Source organism: Sphingomonas insulae, from assembly GCF_010450875.1.
GTDB classification, from domain to species: Bacteria; Pseudomonadota; Alphaproteobacteria; order Sphingomonadales; family Sphingomonadaceae; genus Sphingomonas; species Sphingomonas insulae.
The window spans coordinates 308,771-330,514 of sequence record NZ_CP048422.1 but is presented as its reverse complement, the minus strand read 5'-3'; the positions used below and the strand labels follow the sequence as shown (position 1 = coordinate 330,514).

The following is a 21,744-nucleotide window of genomic DNA, read 5'->3' as shown; positions in this document are numbered from 1 at the left end:
CCTCTGTATTTGGTCAGCGGCTAACGCGCCATATGGGCCGGATCAACGCCATGGGCTCGCGTCCCGGTGAGTTCGCATGGGCGCGGAAATGACGCATTGCGGCTGCGCAGGCACCAGTGTGTCGTGCGGACACGTGCTGCAGGCGTTGCGCATCCCATCTCGGACTGGCGAAGGACTGCGTTCGAGCGTTTGTTTATCGCCTTCAGGTTGCCTATCCGGCACTTTCGCTGACGCTCGACCCATTGTTGGCCTCCTTTGAGGTCGAACGTCTGCTCTGACAAGTTCATCCAGACCTGCGCATCTCTGAGCGCGAACGCGACCTGTCCGTTCAGATGCCTCGGATTTCGTTCTCCCAACGTCACACCGGCGTGTGTCTAGGGCTAACGCAATCGCCTTCAATCCGTCCGGCCAACCGGACGAATGGCTAAAGCGCATAGCATATATCGCTTTATACTCCTACAAATTGACCGTGACGTTAAAGCCGCGTATGTCGTCGCCTTTAGGACGGGATCAATCAGGTGAGGAATCGCAGCCATGCCGGATAATCACGACACGATGCTGACCAATCCTCTGCTGTCGGTGATTCGAACGGTGCAAGATGCCATTGACGTTCTGGACGCCTCACCGGTCAAGGATGCGCAGCTCGCCGCTGTGTATTTGAGCCACGCGATCAATATCCTAGAGCAGGATCCGGCGCCTTGCATCGATGGCAGCACATCAAAATACATGTCGTGATATGTCAGATGAGCAAACGTTGCGGCGGGAAGTACCCATGATTGGCAGCTTCACACGTCATTTAGGGAGGGTGAATAGCGTAATGAGCACGTTTTGGCGTAGGGGAGCGTTGGCCATTGCCACTGTCGCAGGTATCTTGCTTGCGCCATCGGGATTCGCGTCCGCGCAGCAGGGCAAAGAACATCAACTGCAGATCGTTCCCGATCACAACTCTGCCGCCACGTCGGCAAAAACCTCACCGATTCCCGCTGAGCGCGAGCGATCCGCGTATCTGATGAGTTACTTCAAAGACGAAACACATTCCTTGTATTTTGCGGTGTCACGAGACGGATTTACGTTCACCGATGTCAATGGCGGCAAGCCCGTTCTGTCGGGTCGCGATATTGCCGAACAAAAGGGCATCCGCGACCCGCATATCACCCGTGGGCCCGATGGTGCCTTCTACATGGCGATGACCGATCTCCACATCTTCGGGCGCGAGGAGGGGCTGCGTACCACTGCATGGGAACGGCCCGAGGATCGCTATGGCTGGGGCAACAACCGCAATCTGATCCTGATGAAGAGCAGGGATATGGTGCATTGGACGTTGGCGCGCGTCGATGTGGGCAGGCTGTTCCCCTCGCTGGCGAACGCCGGCACGGCATGGGCCCCGGAAACGATCTACGATCCCGTTCGCCGGCAGATGATGGTGTATTTCAGCACACGGATCGGCAACGGACCGTTGTACATGGTTTCGTCCTACGCCGACCCCGCGTTCAAGACGCTGACCACCGAACCGGTTAAACTGCTGATCCATCCCGATTCCAAGGTCGGTACGATCGACGGTGACATCACCCGCGTGGGCAATCAGTATCGCATGTTCTACGTCGGACACGAAAACCCGGGTGGGATCTTCCAGGCGGTGTCGAAGACGATCGGCTCCGGCTATGTCTACACACCGCAGCGGGTCGCGCCCGAAACGCTGGCGCACGAGGCACCGAACCTGTGGCGGCGGCACGGCACGGACACCTATGTGCTGATGTATGACGTGTTCGGGGCCAAGCCGAACAACATGGGCTTCGCCGAAACGAAGGATTTCAAGACCTTCACCAGGATCGGGCATTTCAACGAGACTGGCTCCCCGATGAAGACCACCAATTTCACCTCACCCAAACACGGCTCGGTGATGCCCATCACGCCTGATGAGGCGACACGGCTTGAGTCGTATTTCGCTGGTGCATCGATCCCGCGATGAGCTATCGTCCGGCCTGAGGCGCGGGGGTTCTGCCCGATCACCGCGCCAGATTGCCACCGCTGGTCTGTACCGATCCAGACCAGCGTCGATGTGCCACCGGGAATGACAGTTAGTGCGTCAAGCATCCTGGTGGCGACCAAGCGTTGCCACTTGCATGGAGGAATTCACGATTTTGCGGACGGCTGGCAGTCCATCAGGGCCGTGCCTACGGGCTCAGCGAAATGCCCTGTTGTGGTGAAGCAATGCCCTTGCAGCGTATCATCACGCCTGTGGCGGTCGGCAAGGTCACTGCAATCGTAACGACGATGTTGAGCAACGTCAGACGGCGAGGGAGTTCCTAACGGTTTACGGTGTTGGCGCGTTCCTCGGGCTCATTGACGCTTCGTCAGGCGGTAAGAACAGTCCGCTGAAAGGTGTCTTGGTCCCTAGCCGTTTGAGCGTAATCGTTAAGCGGCCGAAAGTCCGAGGGTCAGGCGGGTATCGTCGAGAGCCAGGTCGACAAGCCTGCGCATGGCGTTCGATGCTTCGACGACCTGTGCGCCGACAATCGCATCGTACACTGCGACATGCTCGGGCATGGGATCGCGCGGTAGGGCTCGATCGCGTTGTTTCAGCTGGGTGGTCCATTCCACCGCGGCGGTGATTCCCGCGCTGAGAGTCACGAGGGCATCGTTGCGGGAGGCTGTAAGAATGGCGGCATGGAAATCTCGATCGGCCGTTCGTCCGGCTTCGGTCGACAAGGTGTGGCGGCGCATGCGCATCAAGGCATCTTTCAATACCTTGAGATCTGCTCGATCACGCCGTTCTGCCGCAAACGCCGCGGCGGCCGGTTCGATGACCGCACGCAGCTCGAACAGGCTGCGAAGCAGTTGCATATCGGGTGTGTTGGCGAAGGCCCAAGCAAGTACGTCAGGGTCGAGCATGTTCCAGCGAGAGCGCGGCAACACGCGCGTGCCCAATTTGGTTCGGCTTTCCACCAGCCCCTTGGCGATCAGGACCTGCACCGCCTCGCGATACGCACCGCGTGAAACGCCAAGCGTTTCCGCGAAGACCAGCTCGCCGGACAGAGTGTCACCAGGTTGATAGTCGCCGGCCAGGATCGATCGCCCGAGCGTATGGGCGATGGCGCCGCGCAACCGGCGACCGGAATTCAGCAATTTTTTTTCCTCGGATATGTCGGTCACGATGGCGGTGTTCGACATTATCGGTCGCTTACGCAAACCGAAATTGGACGATCGGCTTGCAAAGAGGCTCTTTCACAGGGGTAGATAGCTGATGACACGAAGCCGATTTAACCTGTTATAAGATCGCGCGTCGCCGCCGATATCCGTTATGGCTCTATACCGCTTGATGTGAACTCTGCTGACGGTTTTCTGATCCATCCTCATGCATGGCCTGAGCGGAGCTATGCGACGAACGGTTCGACGAATTTGGTGCGACCGCGCAGGAAAGTGTCGGTGACTAGTCGCAACGGGGTGATATCGACGTCCGACCGCCCCGCATTGATGATCTCCACAAAGCGGCGATAAAGGCCGGCATATTCGCCATGGAGGGCGTCGACCGGGGTCGGTTCGGTGCCGTCCGGCATTACCAGCCGGCCGCCGCCGTCGTGCAGCATCAGCGTGCCGGCATCGGTTTCCACGGCGATGTCCCAGCTTTGCGGCCCTTCCTGGCGGAAGTCGAGGTCGGCGGCGATCCGCAGGCCGTGGTCGTCACCGAACGTGATGCGCGCGGCGATCGGGGCGTCGCAGTTTTCCGGAAAGTCGAGTTCGGCGTCGGCGATGAAGAAGGGGCGGGGCAGGATGCGGGTGACGATGGACAAGGCGTTGATGCCGGGATCGAACACGCCGAAGCCGCCGGCCTGCAAAATCCAGGCCTGGCCCGGATGCCAGACGCGGATGTCCTCGCGCCAGGTGACCGTCACCGAACGGATGGCGGCATCGGCGAGGAAGGCGCGGGCGGGTTCGACGCCGGCGGCGTAGCGGGAATGCCAGCCGGCAAACAGGCTGATGCCGGCCGCCGCCGCTGCCCCCTGCAATTGCGCGACCTCCGCCAGCGTCGCGCCGGGCGGCTTTTCGAGGAAGACGTGCCAGCCTTGCGCGATCGCCTGCGCGGCGATGGCGCGGCGGACTTGCGGCGGGGTGCAGAGCGAGACCGCATCGATGGCGATCCCGCTGGCGATCAGGTCGGCGATGTCGCGGAAATGGGGGACGCCCGCGACACCCTTGCCCTCGCGGCTGACGGTGGCGGCAAGCTGGATGTCGGCATTGCCGGCGATGGCGGGAACGTGCTGGTCGTGGGCGATCTTGCCCATGCCGACGAGGGCCAGGCGCAGGGGGCCGGTTCGGTGCGGCTGGCTCACAGCGGCGCCACCGCGACCGGGGCTGCGGGGGCGATGGCAAGCGGGTTGCGCAACGGCAGCGTGAACGGCGCGGCCTCGATCGCGAACACATCGCCCGTCTGCGTCTGCACGGCATCGGCGCACGACAGGGTGGCGGTGCCGAAGAAGTGGACGTGGATATCGCCGGGACGGCGGAAGGCGGCGTATTTGAAGTGATGATGTTCGAGGTTGGCGAGGCTGTGCGACATGTTCGCCTCGCCGGTCAGGAACGGCTTTTCCCACAGGACCGCGCCATCGCGTTCGATCCGGCTGGTGCCCTGGATATCGGCGGGCGGTTCGCCGAGCAGCAGTTCCGCGCCCAGCGCCGCCTGGCGCAGCTTGGAATGCGCCAGCCACAGATAGTTGTGGCGTTCGGTGACATGGTCGCTGAATTCGTTGGCGAGCGCGATGCCGAGGCGGAAGGGGGTGCCGTCGTCGCCGATCAGGTAGATGCCGGCGAGTTCGGGTTCCTCGCCGCCGTCCTGTGCGAAGGCGGGCGAGGTCAGCGGCGCACCCGGCGCGACGAGCGACTGGCCATCGCCCTTGTAGAACCATTCGGGCTGCGCGCCGGCCTGTCCGGCGGCGGGGCGGCCGCCCTCCATCCCCTCGAGGAACAGGCGCATCGAATCGGTCTGCTGGCCGGAGGCGGCGGCCTTGTGCATCGCATCGCGACCCGCTGCGGAGCCGAGATGGGTGAGGCCGGTGCCCGCCAGCATCAGGCGGGCGCTGTCGGGATGGTCGATCGCGGGCAGCAGTTCGCCGGCGGCGAGCGCGGCGGCGAGGTCCACCGTCTCGTCGCCGCGGCGGGCGCGGGCGGCATCGAGCAGCGAGACACCGTCCGCGATGGCGGCCAGAGCGAGGTCGCGGGTGGAGGCGACGCCGGTGAGGACATGCGCGACCTCCTCGGCGAGGATCACGCGGCGCGTGCCGTCGGGCAGGCGCTGCTGGACGAGGCGGGCAGGAATGGCGGAACGGGTCATGCGAGGGCTTTCACTGCGGTGACGAAAACGCCGGCGTCGGCGGCCGGCGTATCGTTATGGTAGACGTTGGGCGGACGACGTATGAGTCCGCCCAACGGGGGGCATGGTCGGTAGCCCGGCGACGTTTGCCGACGAGGTCATGCAACCCTGAACGTTCAGGTGCCGCGCGCCATCGACGGGATCAGAACTTCACGCGGGCCGACAGGCTGAAGTTTCTCGAAAAATAGACGATGTCGCGGGGAAGAGCCTTGGTCCCCCAATAGGATTGTTCGCCGGCCCGCGTGATGTTTGCTGCTTCGAATGCGAGCGTCAGGTTCTTGTTGACGTCGTAGTTGATCGATGCATCGAGCCGTTCGACCGGGTCGATGAACTGGTTGTTATAAGGATTGAACGCATCTCGCGATGTTTCGCGCCGCGATCGCCAGTTATAGGCGACGCGGATATTGAGGCCATCGCGTTCGAAGAAGCCGATGACGTTGTAGACGTACTTCGACACGAAGAAATACGGTCCATAGGTCAGCGCATATTCACCGGTCGGGCTGAAACTCGGGGTACCGATGTTCGTGTCGTTATAGGTGAAGTTGGCGGATCCACCGAAGGACTTCAGGAAGCCCGGCAGGAAGGTGAAGAACGTCGTCGCCGACGCCTCGATCCCCTTGTGGCGTCCCTTGCCCGAGTTGACCGGCCTTTCGACGATTACCGGCACATTCAAGCCCGAAAAAATTTCCGGGGCTTGACGGCGAAAAATGAAACCATCGTGATACCATTGCCATGCAGAGAGGCTCATGGACCCCGTCTGGCCAAAATAATATTCGAGCGACAGATCATATTTGGTCAGCTTGATCGGCCCGAGATCGGCATTGCCCGCGACTGCAGTTGGGCGAACCGTATTCTGGGCTTCGAGTCTTATTCCGGGGTTGAGATCCAGCACATTCGGCCGTCCCACATCGTATGAATAGGACGCGCGGAGTTGCAGTTTCGAATCGAAATGTATGATAGCGTTGAGGCTTGGCAATACGTCGAGGTAATTGTTGCGCCCCGTGACCGGTGTGATAGTCGACACCGTTCCGGGCAATCCATTAACGAGACCGTTGCTTAACGTCTCCTGATTTGCACGCAAATTGGTTACCGTATTGACGATACGCGCCCCGACCGTTCCGTCGATCGGGAAGAGCAGCTTAATATTGTAGTGCGCCATGCCATAGAAGGCGTCGCTGCCGTCGCTGCCGGTGAACGTGTCCCGCGGATTGTAATCGGGGAAATAGGACTTGGCGAGCGACGACGAAATCGGCGCGGCGAGCGCCCGGAACGTGTTCCAGTTTCGGCGGACGGCGCCGCTGTCCGCTGAAAGCCAGTTGGCATTGCTGGACGTCACGGTTCCGCTGAATCCCTGCCCGACCGGCGACAGCGTGTAATCGGATAGCAAGGAGATGGGTATCTGCATGCCGCCCTGATCACGATACCCGTTCTTCCTGTCATAGCTGCGCGTCGCGTAGCGGAAGCCTACCTTCAGGTAATCGATCGTCGACGCGAAAGTGTTGAGCTTGAGGTCGAACTTTGCCTCCTTCTCCGCGCTCTTGGTATATTGCCTGCTCTGGTTGTATCCGTCGATGAACCGGTAATTGGCCGGATTCAGCAAGTCGACATTCTTGAAAGTCAGATTCTGGCCGCCGCGAGGGTCCTTGGTCGTGTTGAATTCGACATCGAAGCTCGGTTGTTGTGCAAACCGATAATATGCGAAGATATTATCAGAATCGTTGTCCGACTTGGCATAGTTCAACCAGCCGCCGAGTTCGAACCGCTCGCTGGCGTATTCGACCTGGAAACGACCACTGTAGTTGCTCGTCTCGTGCAGCCACGATTGTTTGCCGGGTCCGTATGGATCGACCGAGTCCGCTGACAGCGACGCGACCTGCCGGCCGTCGGCGCCGATCACGACGTTCGACAGGCGCGGCGGCGGGGCTGAGCTTTGCGTGAAGGTGATCGGGATGTTGAACTGATCGTCCAGCCAGCCCATTTTCTGGTTGCTGTAGCCGCCGTCCAGTGTGATCTTCCAGTGATCGTTGGGTCGCCACTGAATGGAACTGGAGAACGCCGCCCGCTTGACCCATCCGCGGCGATACGTGAACCCGACCTGGTCGGGGATAAAAATGTCGGACGGGGTCGTGCCCGGATCGATGATCTGGCGGTTGTCGCCGGGCCTCACCGGAAACCCGTTCCAGCGGATCGATTCGTTGTATTTGAGGTCGTTGTAGGTGCCGTTGACCGAGAAGCCGAGCTGACCGATCGGCGTGCTCGCGTTATACGCGATCAGCGCGCTGCCGTACGGATTCCACCGCTTGCTCTGATCGTTGTAATCGCCCTTGAGGTTCAACGTGTAGGTAGCGCCGCTCTTGAAATCGGTCGGGCGGCGAAGCGTCAGGTTGACCACGCCGGTCTGGCTGCCTTCGACCTGATCGGGCGTGCGGGTCTTGAACACCTCGATCGCGGCGACGAGGTCGGACGAGATGTCGTTGAGGTAGGTAGTACGGTCGCCCGCCGAGAACGTCGGCGATCCGTTGACCGTCGTCATCACGCCCTCGAGCCCGCGGATACGAATCGAGCCGCCCTCGCCGCGGCTGCGATCGAGCTGGATGCCGGGAACCCGGGCCAGCGCCTCGGGCACATTCTTATCCGGAAGCTTGCCGATATCCTGGGCAACGACGACGTCCACGATCTGCTGCGCGTTACGCTTCGCGTTGCGTGCGGTCTTCACGTTCTCGCGCAGACCGATCACGACAATATCACCTTCCAGACGCCCGCTCTCGCCACTGATGGCAGGACTGGCGGCCGTCGTGGCGCCGGTGTCCTGCGTGGTCTTGTCCGGTTTCGCGGTCTTGGCCGGCTTGGCGGTCTTGCCCTTGGTCGCCGTCGGCGCATCCTTCGTGGCGTCGACCTGCTGGGCGGCCGTCTCGGTCGGCAGCAGCGCGATGCAGGCGGCCCCCACATACAACCAGCGCGCTTTGGACAATGCCATCTATCCTCCCCCTCTTTCGTGAACCGCAATTTTTTTGTCGGCATCAGGTCGAATATAGACTTTCCTTTGCTCCTACAATTGGCTTTAAGGGGGTCAGGACGAATTTACCGGCACGGATTGCCGCTTTGCGATTGCCAGTGGTGGACCGGAGCGTCGTAATCGTCGGTTAAGTCGTCGTAAGAACGAATAAAATAACCATAACGAGGGGGTGGATAATGGAAGTGTCCGACAAAAATGGGTCCGGCAATGCGGGGCGGACCCGGCGTCAGCTGGCCGGTGTGGCGATTGGTGCATTGCTCGCTGGGGTGGCGAGTCGCGAGGCGCAGGCGCAGGTCGCCGCTACCGACACGGCGGCGCTGAACCTCGCACTGAACATGAGCTACCTGTGCGGTCAATATTATTGCTTCGCCATGTTCGGGCGTTCGCTGGGAACGGACGAGATCAACGGCTTTGGCTTCGGTGGCGCGCAGCCCGGCCGGACTACCGGTGGCGGGCAGGTCAACTGGGGTGATCGCACGGTCCAGTTGGCGATGGACGAGGTCGGGTTCGACACGTTTTCCAACATCAGGGGGCTGCGTAACATCTTGCGGGGAGACCTCGTCGCCCAGCCCGACCTCGACGTGTCCCCGGCGCCGTTCACTATCTTCATGCGCAACGCCGGCGCGATCGGCGCCGGCGACACATTCAATCCATATGCCTCGACCGACAATTTCCTGCTGGGTGCGCTGCTCATCAACGACGTGATGGTGACCATGTATCGCGGCATGATACCGACGGTGGTCAACCCGCTGGTGCTGGCCTCGATATCCGGCCTGTTGACGACCAAGGCCGCGCACGCCGCCGCCATCCGGCAGATGATCTATCGCCGGTCGCCCGCGAACCAAGCGCTGATCTTTCAGGCGGATCGCATATCGGACCAGCGCGACCGGCTCGACGGCGGCAGCGATCTGGATCAGGGATTGTCGCCCGAGGTCGTGGCCGGACAGGTCGTCACCAACATCACGGCCTGCGATGCGAACGGCGAGGCGTTTTCGCGAACGCCGCAGCAGGTTCTCAACATCGTATACGGGACGTCGTCGGCGGTATCCCGCGGCGGCTTCTTTCCGGCGGGCGTCGCCGGCAGCATCACGACTAGCGCCGCAAACTGAGCGCAGCGAAAAGGGGAGGGACCTATGGCCAACATTGATGACCGCGCGACCGACGTTCAACGTCGTCGCTTCCTGCATGTCTTCGGCGCGGCCGCCGGCGCCGTGGGCGGGCTGACGCTGCTGTCCGCCTGCGGCGGCGATGGCGACACGCCGACGACCGGTGCGACGCCGACGCCGACACCGACGCCTACATCGCCGCCGCCCACACCCGGGCCGACCTATACCGCCACCGACGCCGATCGGCTGAACTTCCTACTCCAGGTCAATTATCTGGTGGGCAACGTGCTGACGCGGGGCGTGCTGGGGCAGGCTCTGCCAGCGGCGATGACGGGGGGCGCCGGAACGGCAGGCGCCGTCTCGGGCGGCGCGCAGGTGTCCATCACCGATGCCTTCGATGCGGCCATGTTGCGTGAAATCACGTTCGACGTCCAAGCGCAGATCGTGCGGCTTCGTGCGATCCTGGGATCGGCGGCGACGGCGCAGCCGGCGACCACGATCGCGGGGGGAGCATCGGGGCCGTTCGCGGCGATCGCGACGGCGGAGATATTCGCGGCCGCCAACATTACCGATATATACGCATTGCCCGAATTCTTCCTGTCCGGCGTCCTAGCGCTCACCAGTCTGCGGTCGTCGGTCTTCAACGACGTGGTGCGACTGGTTTCCGATCAGACGACCAGGGGCGTCGTCGCCGGATTGTCCGCCGTCGCTTCACAGCATGACGCGACGATCAGGCAAATCCTGTGGTTCCGCGGGCGCGCCCAGAACGCCTTGTACGGGTTGCTGGATCGGTTGAGCGATGCGCGGGAGCGGTTCGACGGCAATCGGGACTTCGATCAGGGGGTCGGCTTTGCCGATGGCGTGAACTTCGCGGTCACCGACGGCGAGGCCGTTTCGTTGCGGCGCACGCCGGAGCAGGTGCTGAACGTGCTTTACGCCACTCAATCCGCGGTATCGTCCGGAGGGTTCTTCCCCGCCGGCATCAACGGACTGATCAGGTTCAGCGGCGCCAATACGCAATAAGCCGGGCCGTCGGCGATGATTGGATCGCCGCTGCGGTTCGACACGCGGGTCCGCGCATCGGGCACGCCGAAGGCGCACGATTTCGACACGACAATCACGCGACGACCATGTGGATCGTCGCCGCGACCGAGGGAATAAGGGAATGATCCGACACTGGAAGAGCGGTCTGGCCGCAATCCTGCTGGTAACGACGGCGGGCGCGTCGATCGCGCAACAGGCGCCGGACGCTGCCGGACGAACCGCCGTCACGGCGACGGTCGCCGTCCGGGCCGACACGCCCGGGCCGACGTACGACCGCCGCGTCTTTACGCAGTTCGCCGAGCATCTCGGCAATGGGGTCTATGGCGGCCTGTGGGTCGGCGACGACAAATCCATCCCGAATACGCGCGGGTTCCGCAACGATGTCGTCGGCGCGTTGAAAGGCCTGGGCGTTCCGGTCATCCGCTGGCCGGGCGGTTGCTTCGCCGACGAATATCACTGGCGTGAGGGGGTCGGGCCGCAGAGCAAGCGGCCGGTGAAGGTCAACACCAACTGGGGCGGCGTGACCGAACCCAACGCGGTCGGCACGCACGAATTCATGGACCTCGCCGAACAGATCGGCGCTGAGGCCTATATCTCGGGCAACGTCGGCAATGGCAGCCCGCAGGAAATGGCGGAATGGGTCGAATACATGACCGCGCCTGCAGGAACGCTGGCCGACGAGCGGGCCAAAAATGGGCACAAGGAACCCTGGAAGGTGCCGTATTTCGGCATCGGCAACGAGCTGTGGGGCTGCGGCGGCAGCATGCGGCCGGAATATGCGGCGGATGTGACGCGTCGCTACGCGACCTTCATCAAGGCGCCGGCAGGGACCCGCGTGATGCGGATCGCATCGGGCGCCAACGTCGACGATTATCGCTGGACCGACGTGATGACGCGTGAGGTCGGCCCCATGGTCGACGCGATGTCGCTGCATTATTACACGGTACCGGGCAGTTGGCCGCCGCGCGCGTCGCCGACCGATTTCGACGAGACCATGTGGGCGGAGACGCTCGCCGGCGCGCTGCGGATGGACGAGCTGGTCACGAAGCATTCGGCGGCGATGGACAAATACGATCCGCAGAAGCGCATCTGGCTGGCGGTCGACGAATGGGGCACGTGGTACGGGCAGGATCCGGGAACGCATCCGGGATTCCTGCGCCAACAAAACAGCCTGCGCGATGCACTCGTGGCGTCGCTGACGCTCGACGTGTTCGCCAAACATGCCGATCGGGTGAAGATGACCGCGATCGCGCAGATGGTGAACGTGTTGCAGGCGATGATCCTGACGGAGGGGCCGAAAATGGTCCTGACGCCGACCTACCACGTCTTCAAGATGTACAGGCCGTACATGGACGCGACGGTGCTGCCGGTCGAGATCAACACCCCCGATTTTACTAGGGGCAAGTGGACGCTGCCCGCGGTCAGCGCCAGCGCGGTGCGCGACAAGGCGGGCAAGGTGCACGTTGCCCTCACCAACGTCGATCCGAATCGCGCGATCACGGTGTCGATGAAGCTGACCGGCGTCACCGCCGCCGGCGTGTCGGGGCAGATCATCACCGCGCCGAAGATGACGGCGATCAACACCTTCGATGCGCCGAACACGGTGGTGCCGGCGGCGTTCTCCGGTGCGCGTGTATCGCGTGACACGTTGACGGTGACGCTGCCATCGAAGTCGGTGGTAATGCTCGACCTGCGCTGACCGGCGGGGCTGACGACGATGCCGTCGGTGAGCGGATGCATGGCGGCGGCGCCGACGGACATCCGGACACTGACGGCATGTGGCAATCGCATGCGTTCGAGCGACGCGCGGCAGGTCGAGTGTGCGGCGGCTTACAATCCTGTCCTGATCCCGCCAGAACAGGGCAGGGTTTCGATGTCGATGATCGGGAGAACGGCAAGCATGGACCGATCGGCGCGGCGCCGACCAATGGCCGCACCGCCGTTGGCACGCCGCCCAGATATCGGCGGCTTGGGATGCCTGTGAATGGAAGACCGCGTCGATCCGGCAAGATGCGCGATGGACCCGGTTTGCCGCCGGTACTGCAACGATACGTCCGGGAGAGATGATGACGTACGATCTGTCACGTCGCCTGTTTCTGGGTGCCGCCGGGATCGCCGCCGCGGCCCCGGCGCTGGCGGCCACCGCGCGCCGCGACCGGCACATCGTCAATCCGCTCGTGCGGCAACGGGCCGACGCGCAGGTGTTCCGTCATACCGACGGCTGGTATTACATAACGGCATCGGTCCCGGAATACGACCGGCTGGTGCTGCGTCGCTCACATACGATCGCGGGATTGGCGACGGCGGCGGAGAGGGTCCTGTGGCGGCATCAGGCGAGCGGGCCGATGTCCGGTTTTCTTTGGGCCCCCGAATTGCATCTGATCGACGGGCGCTGGATCATGTATTTCGCGGCGGGACCGAGCGGCGGCGGTGCGGACGTCTTCCATATCCGCACCTTTGCGCTGCGCTGCGACGGCGCGGACCCGATGACGGGGCATGGTCCGTGCTCGGTCAATTGCAGACGCCGTGGGATAGTTTCACGCTCGATTCGACCAGCTTCATTTACCGCGGCACCCGCTACCTCGCCTGGGCGCAGCACGAACCGGGAATCGATACGAATTCGAACATCTATCTCGCGCCGCTCGCCACGCCGCTGACGCTGGCGGCGAAGCCGACGCGGCTGACCGTGCCGACGCTGCCGTGGGAGGTGCGGGGCTATAAGGTCGCCGAGGCCCCGGCGCTGCTTGCGCGCAATGGCCGGCTGTTCCTGACCTATTCTGCCAGTGCTACCGACGCGCGCTACTGCCTTGGCATGCTGACCGCATCCTATCGGGCCGATATCATGGACCCGGCGGTGTGGCGCAAGTCACCGGCACCGGTGATGAAGACCTCTGCCGCGCATCGCATCTACGGTCCGGGACACAATAGCTTCACCGTCGACGAGCGGGGCCGGGACATGCTCGTCTTCCACGCGCGCGACTACGAGGCCATCACGGGCGATCCGCTGTTCGACCCGAACCGGCATACCCGCGTGCAACCGATCCGCTATCGCGCCGATGGCACGCCGCTGTTCGATCCGCCGGTCGCCAACGGACCGCTCGCATGAACCGATGGAAGCATGCGTCGCTGCTGGCGACGGCAGCGGCATCTCTTGCCGGAGCGGCCCCCGTTCCATCTGCGCCGCCGATGCTCGACAATCATCGCATCGCGGTGGAGCGGTTCGGTAACGATGCGCCATGGTACGAGAACCGCATACCGTTCTTCGAATCCGCCGATCCCCGCATCGACGCGGTCTATTACTATCGCTGGTCGCTGTTCCGCGCCCATCAACGCGATCTCGGCGAGCGCGGCTTCATATCCACCGAATTCCTGGACGACGTGTCGTGGCAGCTCGAACCCTGGGCTAGCCTCAACGACGCCACCGGCTTCCATATCGCCGAGGGGCGCTGGCTGCGCGACCGACGCTACGCCGACGATTACATCGCGCACATGTATGACGGCGGCAACGACCGCCACTTCACAGATTACATGGCCGACTCCGTTTGGGGCCGCTATCTCGTCGACGGCGACCGGCCCGGCGTGACCCGGCATCTGGCGGCGATGCGCCGCCTGTACGACCAGTGGGACGACCATTTCGATCGCGACAAGGGCTTGTATTGGGTCGAGCCGCTGGCCGACGCGACCGAATATACCATTTCCTCGATCGATGCGTCGGGCGGCCTGGATGGCTTCGGCGGCGGGCAGGCGTTCCGGCCCTCGATCAATGGATATATGTTCGCCAATGCGCGAGGGATCGCAAACATCGCGCGACTGGCCGGCGACGACGGCGTGGCGGAGACGTTCGACCGCCGGGCCGACACGCTGAAGACGACGTTCCAGCGCGACATGTGGAATCCGGCGCTGCGCCACTTCATCGATCGACACCAACGGACCACGCCCTACGTCACATATTGGCAGCCGATCCGGGGCCGCGAACTGGTCGGCTACGTCCCCTGGGCGTTTGACATGATCGATGATGATCCCAAGTATACGGCGGCCTGGTCGCATGTTCTGGCTCCGGACGAACTGGGTGGACCGGCGGGGATGCGCACGGTCGAGCCGAGCTACGAACATTACATGCGGCAATATCGCTACGAAGGCGCGCTCGCCGGCGGCCTGCGGGAATGCCAGTGGAACGGCCCGGTATGGCCATTCCAGACCACGCAGGTGCTGCTCGGCATGGCGAATGTGCTCGACCATTATCGTCAGAGCGTCGTGACGCGATCCGATTACATGCGGCTGCTGCGCCAATATACCCAGCTGCATTATCAGGGCAGCCTGCTCGATCTGGAAGAGGACTATTTTCCCGACACCGGCCGGCCGCTGGTCGGGCTGGCGCGCAGCCATCATTATTTCCACTCGGGCTATGTCGATCTGATCCTTGGCGGTCTGGTCGGCATCCGCCCGAGCGCCGACGATGCGCTGGAGGTCAATCCGCTGCTGCCGGCGACGGGCGACCCGCAGGCGCTGGGATGGTTCAGGGTGCAGGACGTGCCGTATCACGGCCATCGCGTTGCCGTGACATGGGATACGGACGGGCGGCATTACGGCCGCGGCGCGGGGCTGGCGATCGAGGTGGATGGCGAAGAAGTCGCCCGTCGCGCCACGCTGGGACGAATGCGCGTTCCCGTTACGCGCAGCGATACGCCGCCGATCGTGCGGCCGATCGATCGCTCGGTTCAGCTGGTGCGCGATCGGTTTCCCAAGGGCAGCGCATCGACCGGGACCAATCCCGAAAACCTGCATGATGCGATCGACGGGCGCGTCTGGTTCTTCCCCCAACTCGGCAACGGCTGGTCTTCCGACCCGACGCCGGCGCAGCAATGGTATGCGATCGATTTCGGCAAGCCCGTCGCGCTTGCGCGGGCCGAACTCGCCTTCTTCGCTGACGGCGGGCGCTTTGCAGCACCATCGGCCTATCGTATGCAGGCGTGGAACGGGCGCGACTGGTATGACCTGGCCGCCACCGCCGATGCGCCGATCGCCAATGGCATCACGCATGCCCGCTGGACGCCGGTGACGACCAGCCGGATCCGCATCCTGTTCGACCAGCGCGCCAACCGGGCGATGCGGCTGGTCGAGGCGAAGCTGTTTTGAGGATCGCCATGATGCACCGCCCCAGGCGATATCTATGGCTTTTCGTGCTCGCAGCCCTGTCGAGCGCCGGTTTCGCCAATTCCGCAGCGGCTGCGCAGCGGGTTGTGCCCGACTTCGCTGCTGTCCGTGGGGTCAATCACGGCCTCGCCGCCGACCTGACGACATTGGCGCGCGACCTTGGCTATGCAAAGCGGGTGAACCTCAACAGTACGCGAATTTGGCTGAGCCAGGCGGATTATGAGAAGCAGCCGGGTACTTACATCGCCCAATTGCGCGATTACGTGCGGACCTCGTATCGCCTGGGTTTCACGACGATGCCGATCCTGTTCAACGGCAACGGGCTGAACCCCGAAACGCTATCCAACGCCTTTGCGACGCGTGCGGATGCCTATGTCGCGGCGGTCATGGGCGCGCTGCAGGACGAGCCGGGCGTGCTGGCCTGGGACGTGATGAACGAGCCGTTCACCAACCCCTATCACGATGCCGCTTCGCCAACGGAGCGTGCCGCCCGGTCGGCTGAAATCACACGGTTCGTCCGGCATGCTCTTGCGCAGGCGCGTCGGGTCGCTCCGGATGCGATACTGACGGTCGGATATACCTTTCCGCAGCAGATGGAAGCGACCGCGGATATGGTCGATGTGCTGAGCTTCCACGACTATTCCGAAACGCGTGCAGGTATCGAGGGCGCCTATCGCGCCGCGGAAGCGATCGCGCGCCGGTCGGGCAAACCGCTGATGAATACCGAGACCGGCTGTATCGCGCGGGCCAATCCCTATGATGCCGCGATCGAGGCGGCGGCGGAGCATCGCACCGGCTTCTATCTCTTCAACCTGATTATTGCTGGCTATTGGCGGGGTATCCACGGTATCTTCTATCCCGACGGCACCGTGCGCGATCCGTCCACGGTATCCGCGCTGATGGGCTTTTATCGCCAGCGCGACATGGCGGGGATCGTCCGGCCGCAACCCGATCGGGAAGGTACCGGCGCGCGCGCCGTCGCAGCGATCGACGCCGCGCTGAAGGGGCAGGGCGACGCCTTCAATCACGTCGACGCCCCGACGGACGCACTGCTCGATGCCGCCGAGCGGGCGGCCAACCTGTTGGAGGCATCGGATATGGTGGCGATGGAGGTGCCGCCGACCGCGCGTATCCGGGCATGGCGCGCTACGCCGGCGGAACGCCGCGATCGCGACGCGATCCGCCGCTTCGCCTATGAAATGGGGATGGAGGTCAAGAGCCGGATGCTGCTGTACTGACGTTCGCTATTCGGACGGCGCTCGTCCTTCCGGCAGAGCTTTGTGGCGGACGAGGACTGCGTGGGAGAGCCATTATCCTCGTGGGTCTGGTCCGCACGGCGACAGTCGTGTCGTGCTCCGTCCGCAGCGTATGGTGCCAGACTATGCTGCGACGTGCCCCATCGTCAGGGAGGGATAGGAAAAGCGTCGGCCCCGCCAAGCCTCTTCTCGTGTCAAAAGCCAAAGCCGCACGGCCGAACGTGCGCAGGCTTTCTGCTCTGTTCGCTTGTGCGGCTGATGTAAGAGTAAATACCGCAGGTTAAGATGACTGGATTTTTTTGAATCCTGACGTCGGACTGACGATAAGCGTGAGAGCAATGACATAATTGCTGCCATTGTTGAGTCGTGAGGGCTTTGGCATAGTGTATCTCAGACTGTCAGGGATCGCCCATTGACGTCGCGTACATTTCATTTGTAGGACTAGATGATTGGCGTGAGGCTGCCCCGGTGGCGACCGACGACGACCGCGATCAAGCCGCACGGATAGAAGCGGCGCAGGAGAGTGAAAGTATGAGGATGCCGATCAGTCGTCGCAACATTTTAGGCTCCGGCATCGCCGGTGCGGCCGCATCGATACTGCCGACCACGATCGCGGCGCAAACGAGGTCGGCCAATATGCTCGCCCCGCGCCCGCCGATGGGCTGGAACAGCTGGAACAGCTTTGCGACCACCATTACCGAGGCAGAAGCGCGCGAAACTGCTGCGATCATGCGGGAAAAGCTGCTGCCGTTCGGCTACGACATTTTCACCGTCGATATCCAATGGTACGAACCCGAGGCGTCGAGCTACACCTACAACGCCGATCCGACGCCGGCGATGGACGGTTACGGGCGACTGATCCCGGCGCCCAATCGCTTTCCGTCGAGCCGCGACGGCAAGGGGTTCACGGCACTGGCTGCCGATGTCCATGCGATGGGCATGAAGTTCGGCATCCACCTGATGAGGGGCATTCCGCGGCTGGCCGTGAAGCGCAACCTCCCGGTTCTTGGCACTTCGTACCGCGCCGCCGATATCGCCGACACCAACAGCGTCTGCGGCTGGAATCCGGACATGTATGGCGTCGACATGCGCAAGCCGGGTGCGCAGGCCTATTACGACAGCGTGTTCAAGCTGTACGCCAGCTGGGGCGTCGATTTCGTCAAAATGGACGATATGAGCCGCCCCTATGACGCCCATGCGCCGGAAATCGAGGGCGCGCACAAGGCAATCGTCAGCACCGGCCGGCCGATGATGCTGAGTCTCTCGCCCGGCGAGACGCCGGTCATCCGCGGCGATCACGTGCGGCAATTCGCGCAGATGTGGCGCATCAGCGACGATTTCTGGGACGATTGGGGGGCGCTGGATGCGCAGTTCACCCGGCTGGAGAACTGGAACATGTGGCGTCGACCCGGCGCGTGGCCGGATGCGGACATGCTGCCGCTCGGACGGCTGGCGCTGGGCAAGCGCGACACGAAGTTCACGCCGGACGAACAGACGACGCTGATGACCTTGTGGTCGATCGCGCGATCGCCGCTTGTCATGGGCGGCGACCTGCGCCACCTCGACGCCAAGACGCTGGCGCTGCTGACCAACCGGGAGGTACTGGCGGTCAATCAAGCGAGCACCGACAACCGTCCGCATATCGTCGAAGACGGCGTGCGCATCTGGTCCGCCCGTCCCGAAGGCAGCCAGGACCGCTATCTTGCACTGTTCAATCCGACCGACCAGCCGAGGGAGGTCGGACTGCCGTTACGCGATCTGGGGCTGAGCGGGTCGGTGCAGATGCGCGACCTGTGGAGTGGCCAGTCGCTCGGCCGGGTGACCGGTAAGGTCGCACGGACCATCCCGCGCCACGGCGCCGGGCTTTATCGCCTGCAGGCGTGATCCGGTGTCTGGCGTCTCGAAGGCGCGCATCCGGTATTGTCGTAGCGGGGAGACCCCGCTGCCGCATCCGGATGCATCATTCGTTCAACAAAAACCGTGGCCCGAAACGATTAGGGCATGTCGACGGTGAAGAGATTTGCGGAACCGATGGCACACGATGCGTGACTGACGACAAGATACGACTGCGAGGGTGCGTCGGCGCAACTCCGGTCATTATGGGGAGCGGTAAGATGGTAAAGTTGCTATTACGGTCGACCGCGGCAGTGGCCTTGCTGGCGGTGCCGGCATTGGTGTCGGCAAAAACGGTCAAGGTGCGTGTCGATGCGAAGTCGGTACCGTGGAACGTTCGCGCGAATCCCACCATGCGCTTCGGGATAAATGACGGCCGCCCGCCGACGCTCGTGCTCGATCCTGCCATCAAGGTCGGAACCACGATCACGATCAGCGCCAAGGGATCGACGCTTTATGGGCCCGGCAGTCCGCTGAACGGACCAGATGGCGATCGCGACTGGTATCTGGACCGCGGTAACGTCGACTTCTTTCCGAGCCATTATATGAGAGGCTATAACGTTCCCATCTATCGGAGCCAGCTAGTCGGTGCATTTGTTTCCGCCGACGGCATCGTCGTCAGCAGCCCGTTTCCGATCGGACGCGAAGCCAAGGTTGTCGTGCCCGCCGGCGCCGCCGGCATCTCCCTTGGCCTCAACGACGAGGTATATGCCGATAATTCCGGCTCGCTGGACGTATCGATCCTGATCGCGGTCGGCACGGTCACGGTGGAGGAGGGCGAGGTTGCCCCCAATGACGCGGCTCAGCCAGCCGGACCGACCGCATCGGCTGCCCCGGCCACTCCGGCGGCTGAGGCGACGGTGCAGCGTGTCACCGTCACGCTCGATGCCGCGACCGCGCCATGGGACCCGGTGGCGAATGCCGGCATATTGCCGATTGGCGCGAAGGGCGCGAAGCCGACCGTGGTGGTGCCGATCGAGGTGCCTGCCGGCAAGGTTGTGATTGTCGCGGAGGGAACGACCGATATTCCTGGTGCAAGCGGCATCGGGGCGGGCGGCGATACCAAGAAAACGATCAACGACACGGTGACGGCCGACGGCCAACGCTACCCGAGCTTCTACGTACCGAAACTGCTCTATCCCGCTTATCGCCATGGGCTGGTCGTGGTGTTCGTCGACGCCAAGGGCGTGGCTGTCAGCCGTCCGTTCATGGTCGGCAAAGGCATTCGCCTGCCGATACCGGATAAAGCTGAAGGGTTGGCGCTCGGCTTTAACGACACCGACTTTACGGGCAACACGGGAACGTTGAAGGTGACCGTCGAACTGCCGCCGCAATGATCGTGCGCCTACCAGCCTGACGATGCCCCGGCCGAGGGGACGCGCCGATACGTCATGCAATAATAGCGCTCACCTGCGTTTTCTCGACCAGACAGGCAGGATGGTCTTGCGGCATCCTCGGATAGCGGGTGTGACATGCAGCGGTGCGCGATCCCGCATCGGTCGGTGTCGTGAACGATACCAGCCAGGTCATTCGGCTCGTCTGTCCGGCCGGTCGAGCACCGCGCCAAGCTGATAAGGCGACGTTTTTATCGGCAAGATTCAGGAAAGACAGCGGGACGTTGTGACGTGACCCCCGTTTCTTCATCCACCTGGACCTAGAGACCGGCCCCTCGAAGGGACGGACGGAATGAAGCGGAAGCAGTTTTCGGAAGAGCAGATCATCGGCATCCTGAAGGAGGCCGAGGCGGGTGCGGTGGTGACGGAACTGTGCCGCAAGCACGGCATGTCGAGCGCGACCTACTATGCATGGAAGGCGAAGTTCGGCGGCCTGGAGGTATCTGACGCGAAGCGTCTGAGGTCGCTTGAAGAGGAGAACGCGCGGCTCAAGCGGCTGCTTGCGGACACGATGCTGGACAACGCGGGGTTGAAAGACCTGCTGTCAAAAAAGTGGTGACGCCCGCCGCGAAGCGACAAGCGGTTGCGCATCTCCAGGCGACGTTGGGGATGAGCGAGCGGCGGGCGTGTGCTGTCGTCGGGGCGGACCGCACGAGCATGCGGTATCGCTCGTGCCGGGCAGATGATGGCGACCTTCGGTCGCGTCTGCGCGAGCTGGCGCAGCAGCGCCGACGGTTCGGCTATCGACGGCTGCACATCCTGCTGCGCCGGGACGGCATCACGATCAACCGCAAGAAGACCCAGCGGCTCTACCGTGAGGAAGGGCTGACGGTCAGGCGCCGGAAGGGACGAAGGCGCGCCGGTGGCGCGCGGGCACCTGCGCCGGTGCTGGCGCTCCCCAACCAGCGCTGGAGCCTGGACTTCGTGCACGACCAGCTCGTCACTGGCCGACGGTTCCGCGTGCTCAACATCGTCGACGACGTGACGCGCGAGTGCCTTCGGGCAGTGGTGGACACGTCGATTTCGGGCCGGCGGGTCGTGCGCGAGTTGACCGATCTGATCGCGGAACGTGGCAGGCCAAAGATGATCGTCAGCGACAACGGGACCGAACTGACGTCGAACGCGGTGCTTGCCTGGTCCAGCGACGCGGGCGTCGAGTGGCATTACATCGCGCCGGGCAAGCCGACGCAGAACGGGTTCGTCGAGAGCTTCAACGGTCGCATGCGCGACGAGCTGCTCAACGAGACGCTATTCTTCACGGTTCGCCAGGCCCGCTCGATCCTGGCGCGCTGGGTCGACGACTACAACACCGAGCGGCCGCACTCGTCGCTAGGCTACGCTACCCCGGCTGCGTTCGCTGCCGGGCTCGAACAGCAATGGGCGGGGTTAACCCCGCCCATTGCTTCAACTGCGCTCATGCGCAACAACACCGGTCGGTCTCTGGTCGCAGCTGGATGAAAGACTGGGGTCACGTCAGTTGGCGAATGCAACAGGCAGCGTCGCGTCCACCTGT

Annotated in this window: 14 protein-coding genes and 1 pseudogene; 11 read left to right on the top strand and 4 right to left on the bottom strand. The window is 63.2% G+C overall.

Features of this window, described 5'->3' with window-relative positions; genetic code table 11:
• Window positions 1-534 precede the first annotated feature (534 nt).
• Together GTH33_RS03100 and GTH33_RS03095 are read left to right on the top strand one after the other, a co-directional pair.
• Window positions 535-735 (top strand): hypothetical protein, encoded by a 201-nt coding sequence (locus tag GTH33_RS03100; protein ID WP_163957048.1) that lies wholly within the window; start codon window positions 535-537, stop codon window positions 733-735.
• Between the two features lie 109 nt (window positions 736-844).
• Window positions 845-1,969 (top strand): glycoside hydrolase family 43 protein, encoded by a 1,125-nt coding sequence (locus GTH33_RS03095; protein WP_208404284.1) that lies wholly within the window; start codon window positions 845-847, stop codon window positions 1,967-1,969.
• A 446-nt stretch (window positions 1,970-2,415) separates the two neighbouring features.
• Here the strand turns inward: GTH33_RS03095 and GTH33_RS03090 are convergent, their stop codons facing one another.
• The 4 genes from GTH33_RS03090 to GTH33_RS03075 form a co-directional block, all read right to left on the bottom strand.
• Window positions 2,416-3,171 (bottom strand): FadR/GntR family transcriptional regulator, encoded by a 756-nt coding sequence (locus GTH33_RS03090; protein WP_163957047.1) that lies wholly within the window; start codon window positions 3,169-3,171, stop codon window positions 2,416-2,418.
• A gap of 203 nt (window positions 3,172-3,374) precedes the next feature.
• Window positions 3,375-4,283 (bottom strand): Gfo/Idh/MocA family protein, encoded by a 909-nt coding sequence (locus GTH33_RS03085; protein ID WP_163959559.1) that lies wholly within the window; start codon window positions 4,281-4,283, stop codon window positions 3,375-3,377.
• A gap of 44 nt (window positions 4,284-4,327) precedes the next feature.
• Window positions 4,328-5,329: an AraD1 family protein gene (araD1, locus tag GTH33_RS03080; RefSeq protein WP_163957046.1), complete on the bottom strand. Its 1,002-nt coding sequence runs from the start codon at window positions 5,327-5,329 to the stop codon at window positions 4,328-4,330.
• A 181-nt stretch (window positions 5,330-5,510) separates the two neighbouring features.
• Complete coding sequence (locus tag GTH33_RS03075; RefSeq protein ID WP_163957045.1) at window positions 5,511-8,345, bottom strand: TonB-dependent receptor; 2,835 nt, start codon at window positions 8,343-8,345, stop codon at window positions 5,511-5,513.
• A gap of 221 nt (window positions 8,346-8,566) precedes the next feature.
• Between GTH33_RS03075 and GTH33_RS03070 the strand changes: the two genes are divergently transcribed.
• The 9 genes and pseudogenes from GTH33_RS03070 (at window position 8,567) to GTH33_RS03030 (ending at window position 21,689) form a co-directional block, all read left to right on the top strand.
• Complete coding sequence (locus GTH33_RS03070) at window positions 8,567-9,493, top strand: ferritin-like domain-containing protein (RefSeq protein WP_163957044.1); 927 nt, start codon at window positions 8,567-8,569, stop codon at window positions 9,491-9,493.
• Between the two features lie 24 nt (window positions 9,494-9,517).
• A complete protein-coding gene (locus GTH33_RS03065; RefSeq protein ID WP_163957043.1) occupies window positions 9,518-10,513 on the top strand; it encodes a ferritin-like domain-containing protein in 996 nt (331 codons plus the stop codon).
• Between the two features lie 142 nt (window positions 10,514-10,655).
• A complete protein-coding gene (locus tag GTH33_RS03060; protein ID WP_163957042.1) occupies window positions 10,656-12,233 on the top strand; it encodes an alpha-N-arabinofuranosidase in 1,578 nt (525 codons plus the stop codon).
• A 367-nt stretch (window positions 12,234-12,600) separates the two neighbouring features.
• Window positions 12,601-13,634, top strand: a pseudogene (locus tag GTH33_RS03055) (glycoside hydrolase family 43 protein); the annotation flags it as partial.
• 2 nt (window positions 13,635-13,636) lie between these two features.
• A complete protein-coding gene (locus GTH33_RS03050; RefSeq protein ID WP_208404288.1) occupies window positions 13,637-15,670 on the top strand; it encodes an MGH1-like glycoside hydrolase domain-containing protein in 2,034 nt (677 codons plus the stop codon).
• A gap of 44 nt (window positions 15,671-15,714) precedes the next feature.
• On the top strand, window positions 15,715-16,926 hold the full coding sequence (locus tag GTH33_RS03045; protein WP_163957041.1) for a cellulase family glycosylhydrolase: 1,212 nt from the start codon (window positions 15,715-15,717) through the stop codon (window positions 16,924-16,926).
• 549 nt (window positions 16,927-17,475) lie between these two features.
• Complete coding sequence (locus GTH33_RS03040; protein WP_163957040.1) at window positions 17,476-18,828, top strand: glycoside hydrolase family 27 protein; 1,353 nt, start codon at window positions 17,476-17,478, stop codon at window positions 18,826-18,828.
• 263 nt (window positions 18,829-19,091) lie between these two features.
• Window positions 19,092-20,174 carry a hypothetical protein gene (locus tag GTH33_RS03035; protein WP_163957039.1) on the top strand — a complete coding sequence of 361 codons (1,083 nt, stop codon included), beginning with the start codon at window positions 19,092-19,094 and terminating at the stop codon, window positions 20,172-20,174.
• Window positions 20,175-20,523: 349 nt separating this feature from the next.
• Window positions 20,524-21,689, top strand: a protein-coding gene (locus tag GTH33_RS03030; RefSeq protein ID WP_163957038.1) for an IS3 family transposase whose coding sequence is annotated in 2 segments (ribosomal slippage) — window positions 20,524-20,785 and window positions 20,785-21,689 — 1,167 coding nt in all. Because the reading frame shifts where the segments join, the coding sequence is not laid out codon by codon here.
• Window positions 21,690-21,744 lie beyond the last annotated feature (55 nt).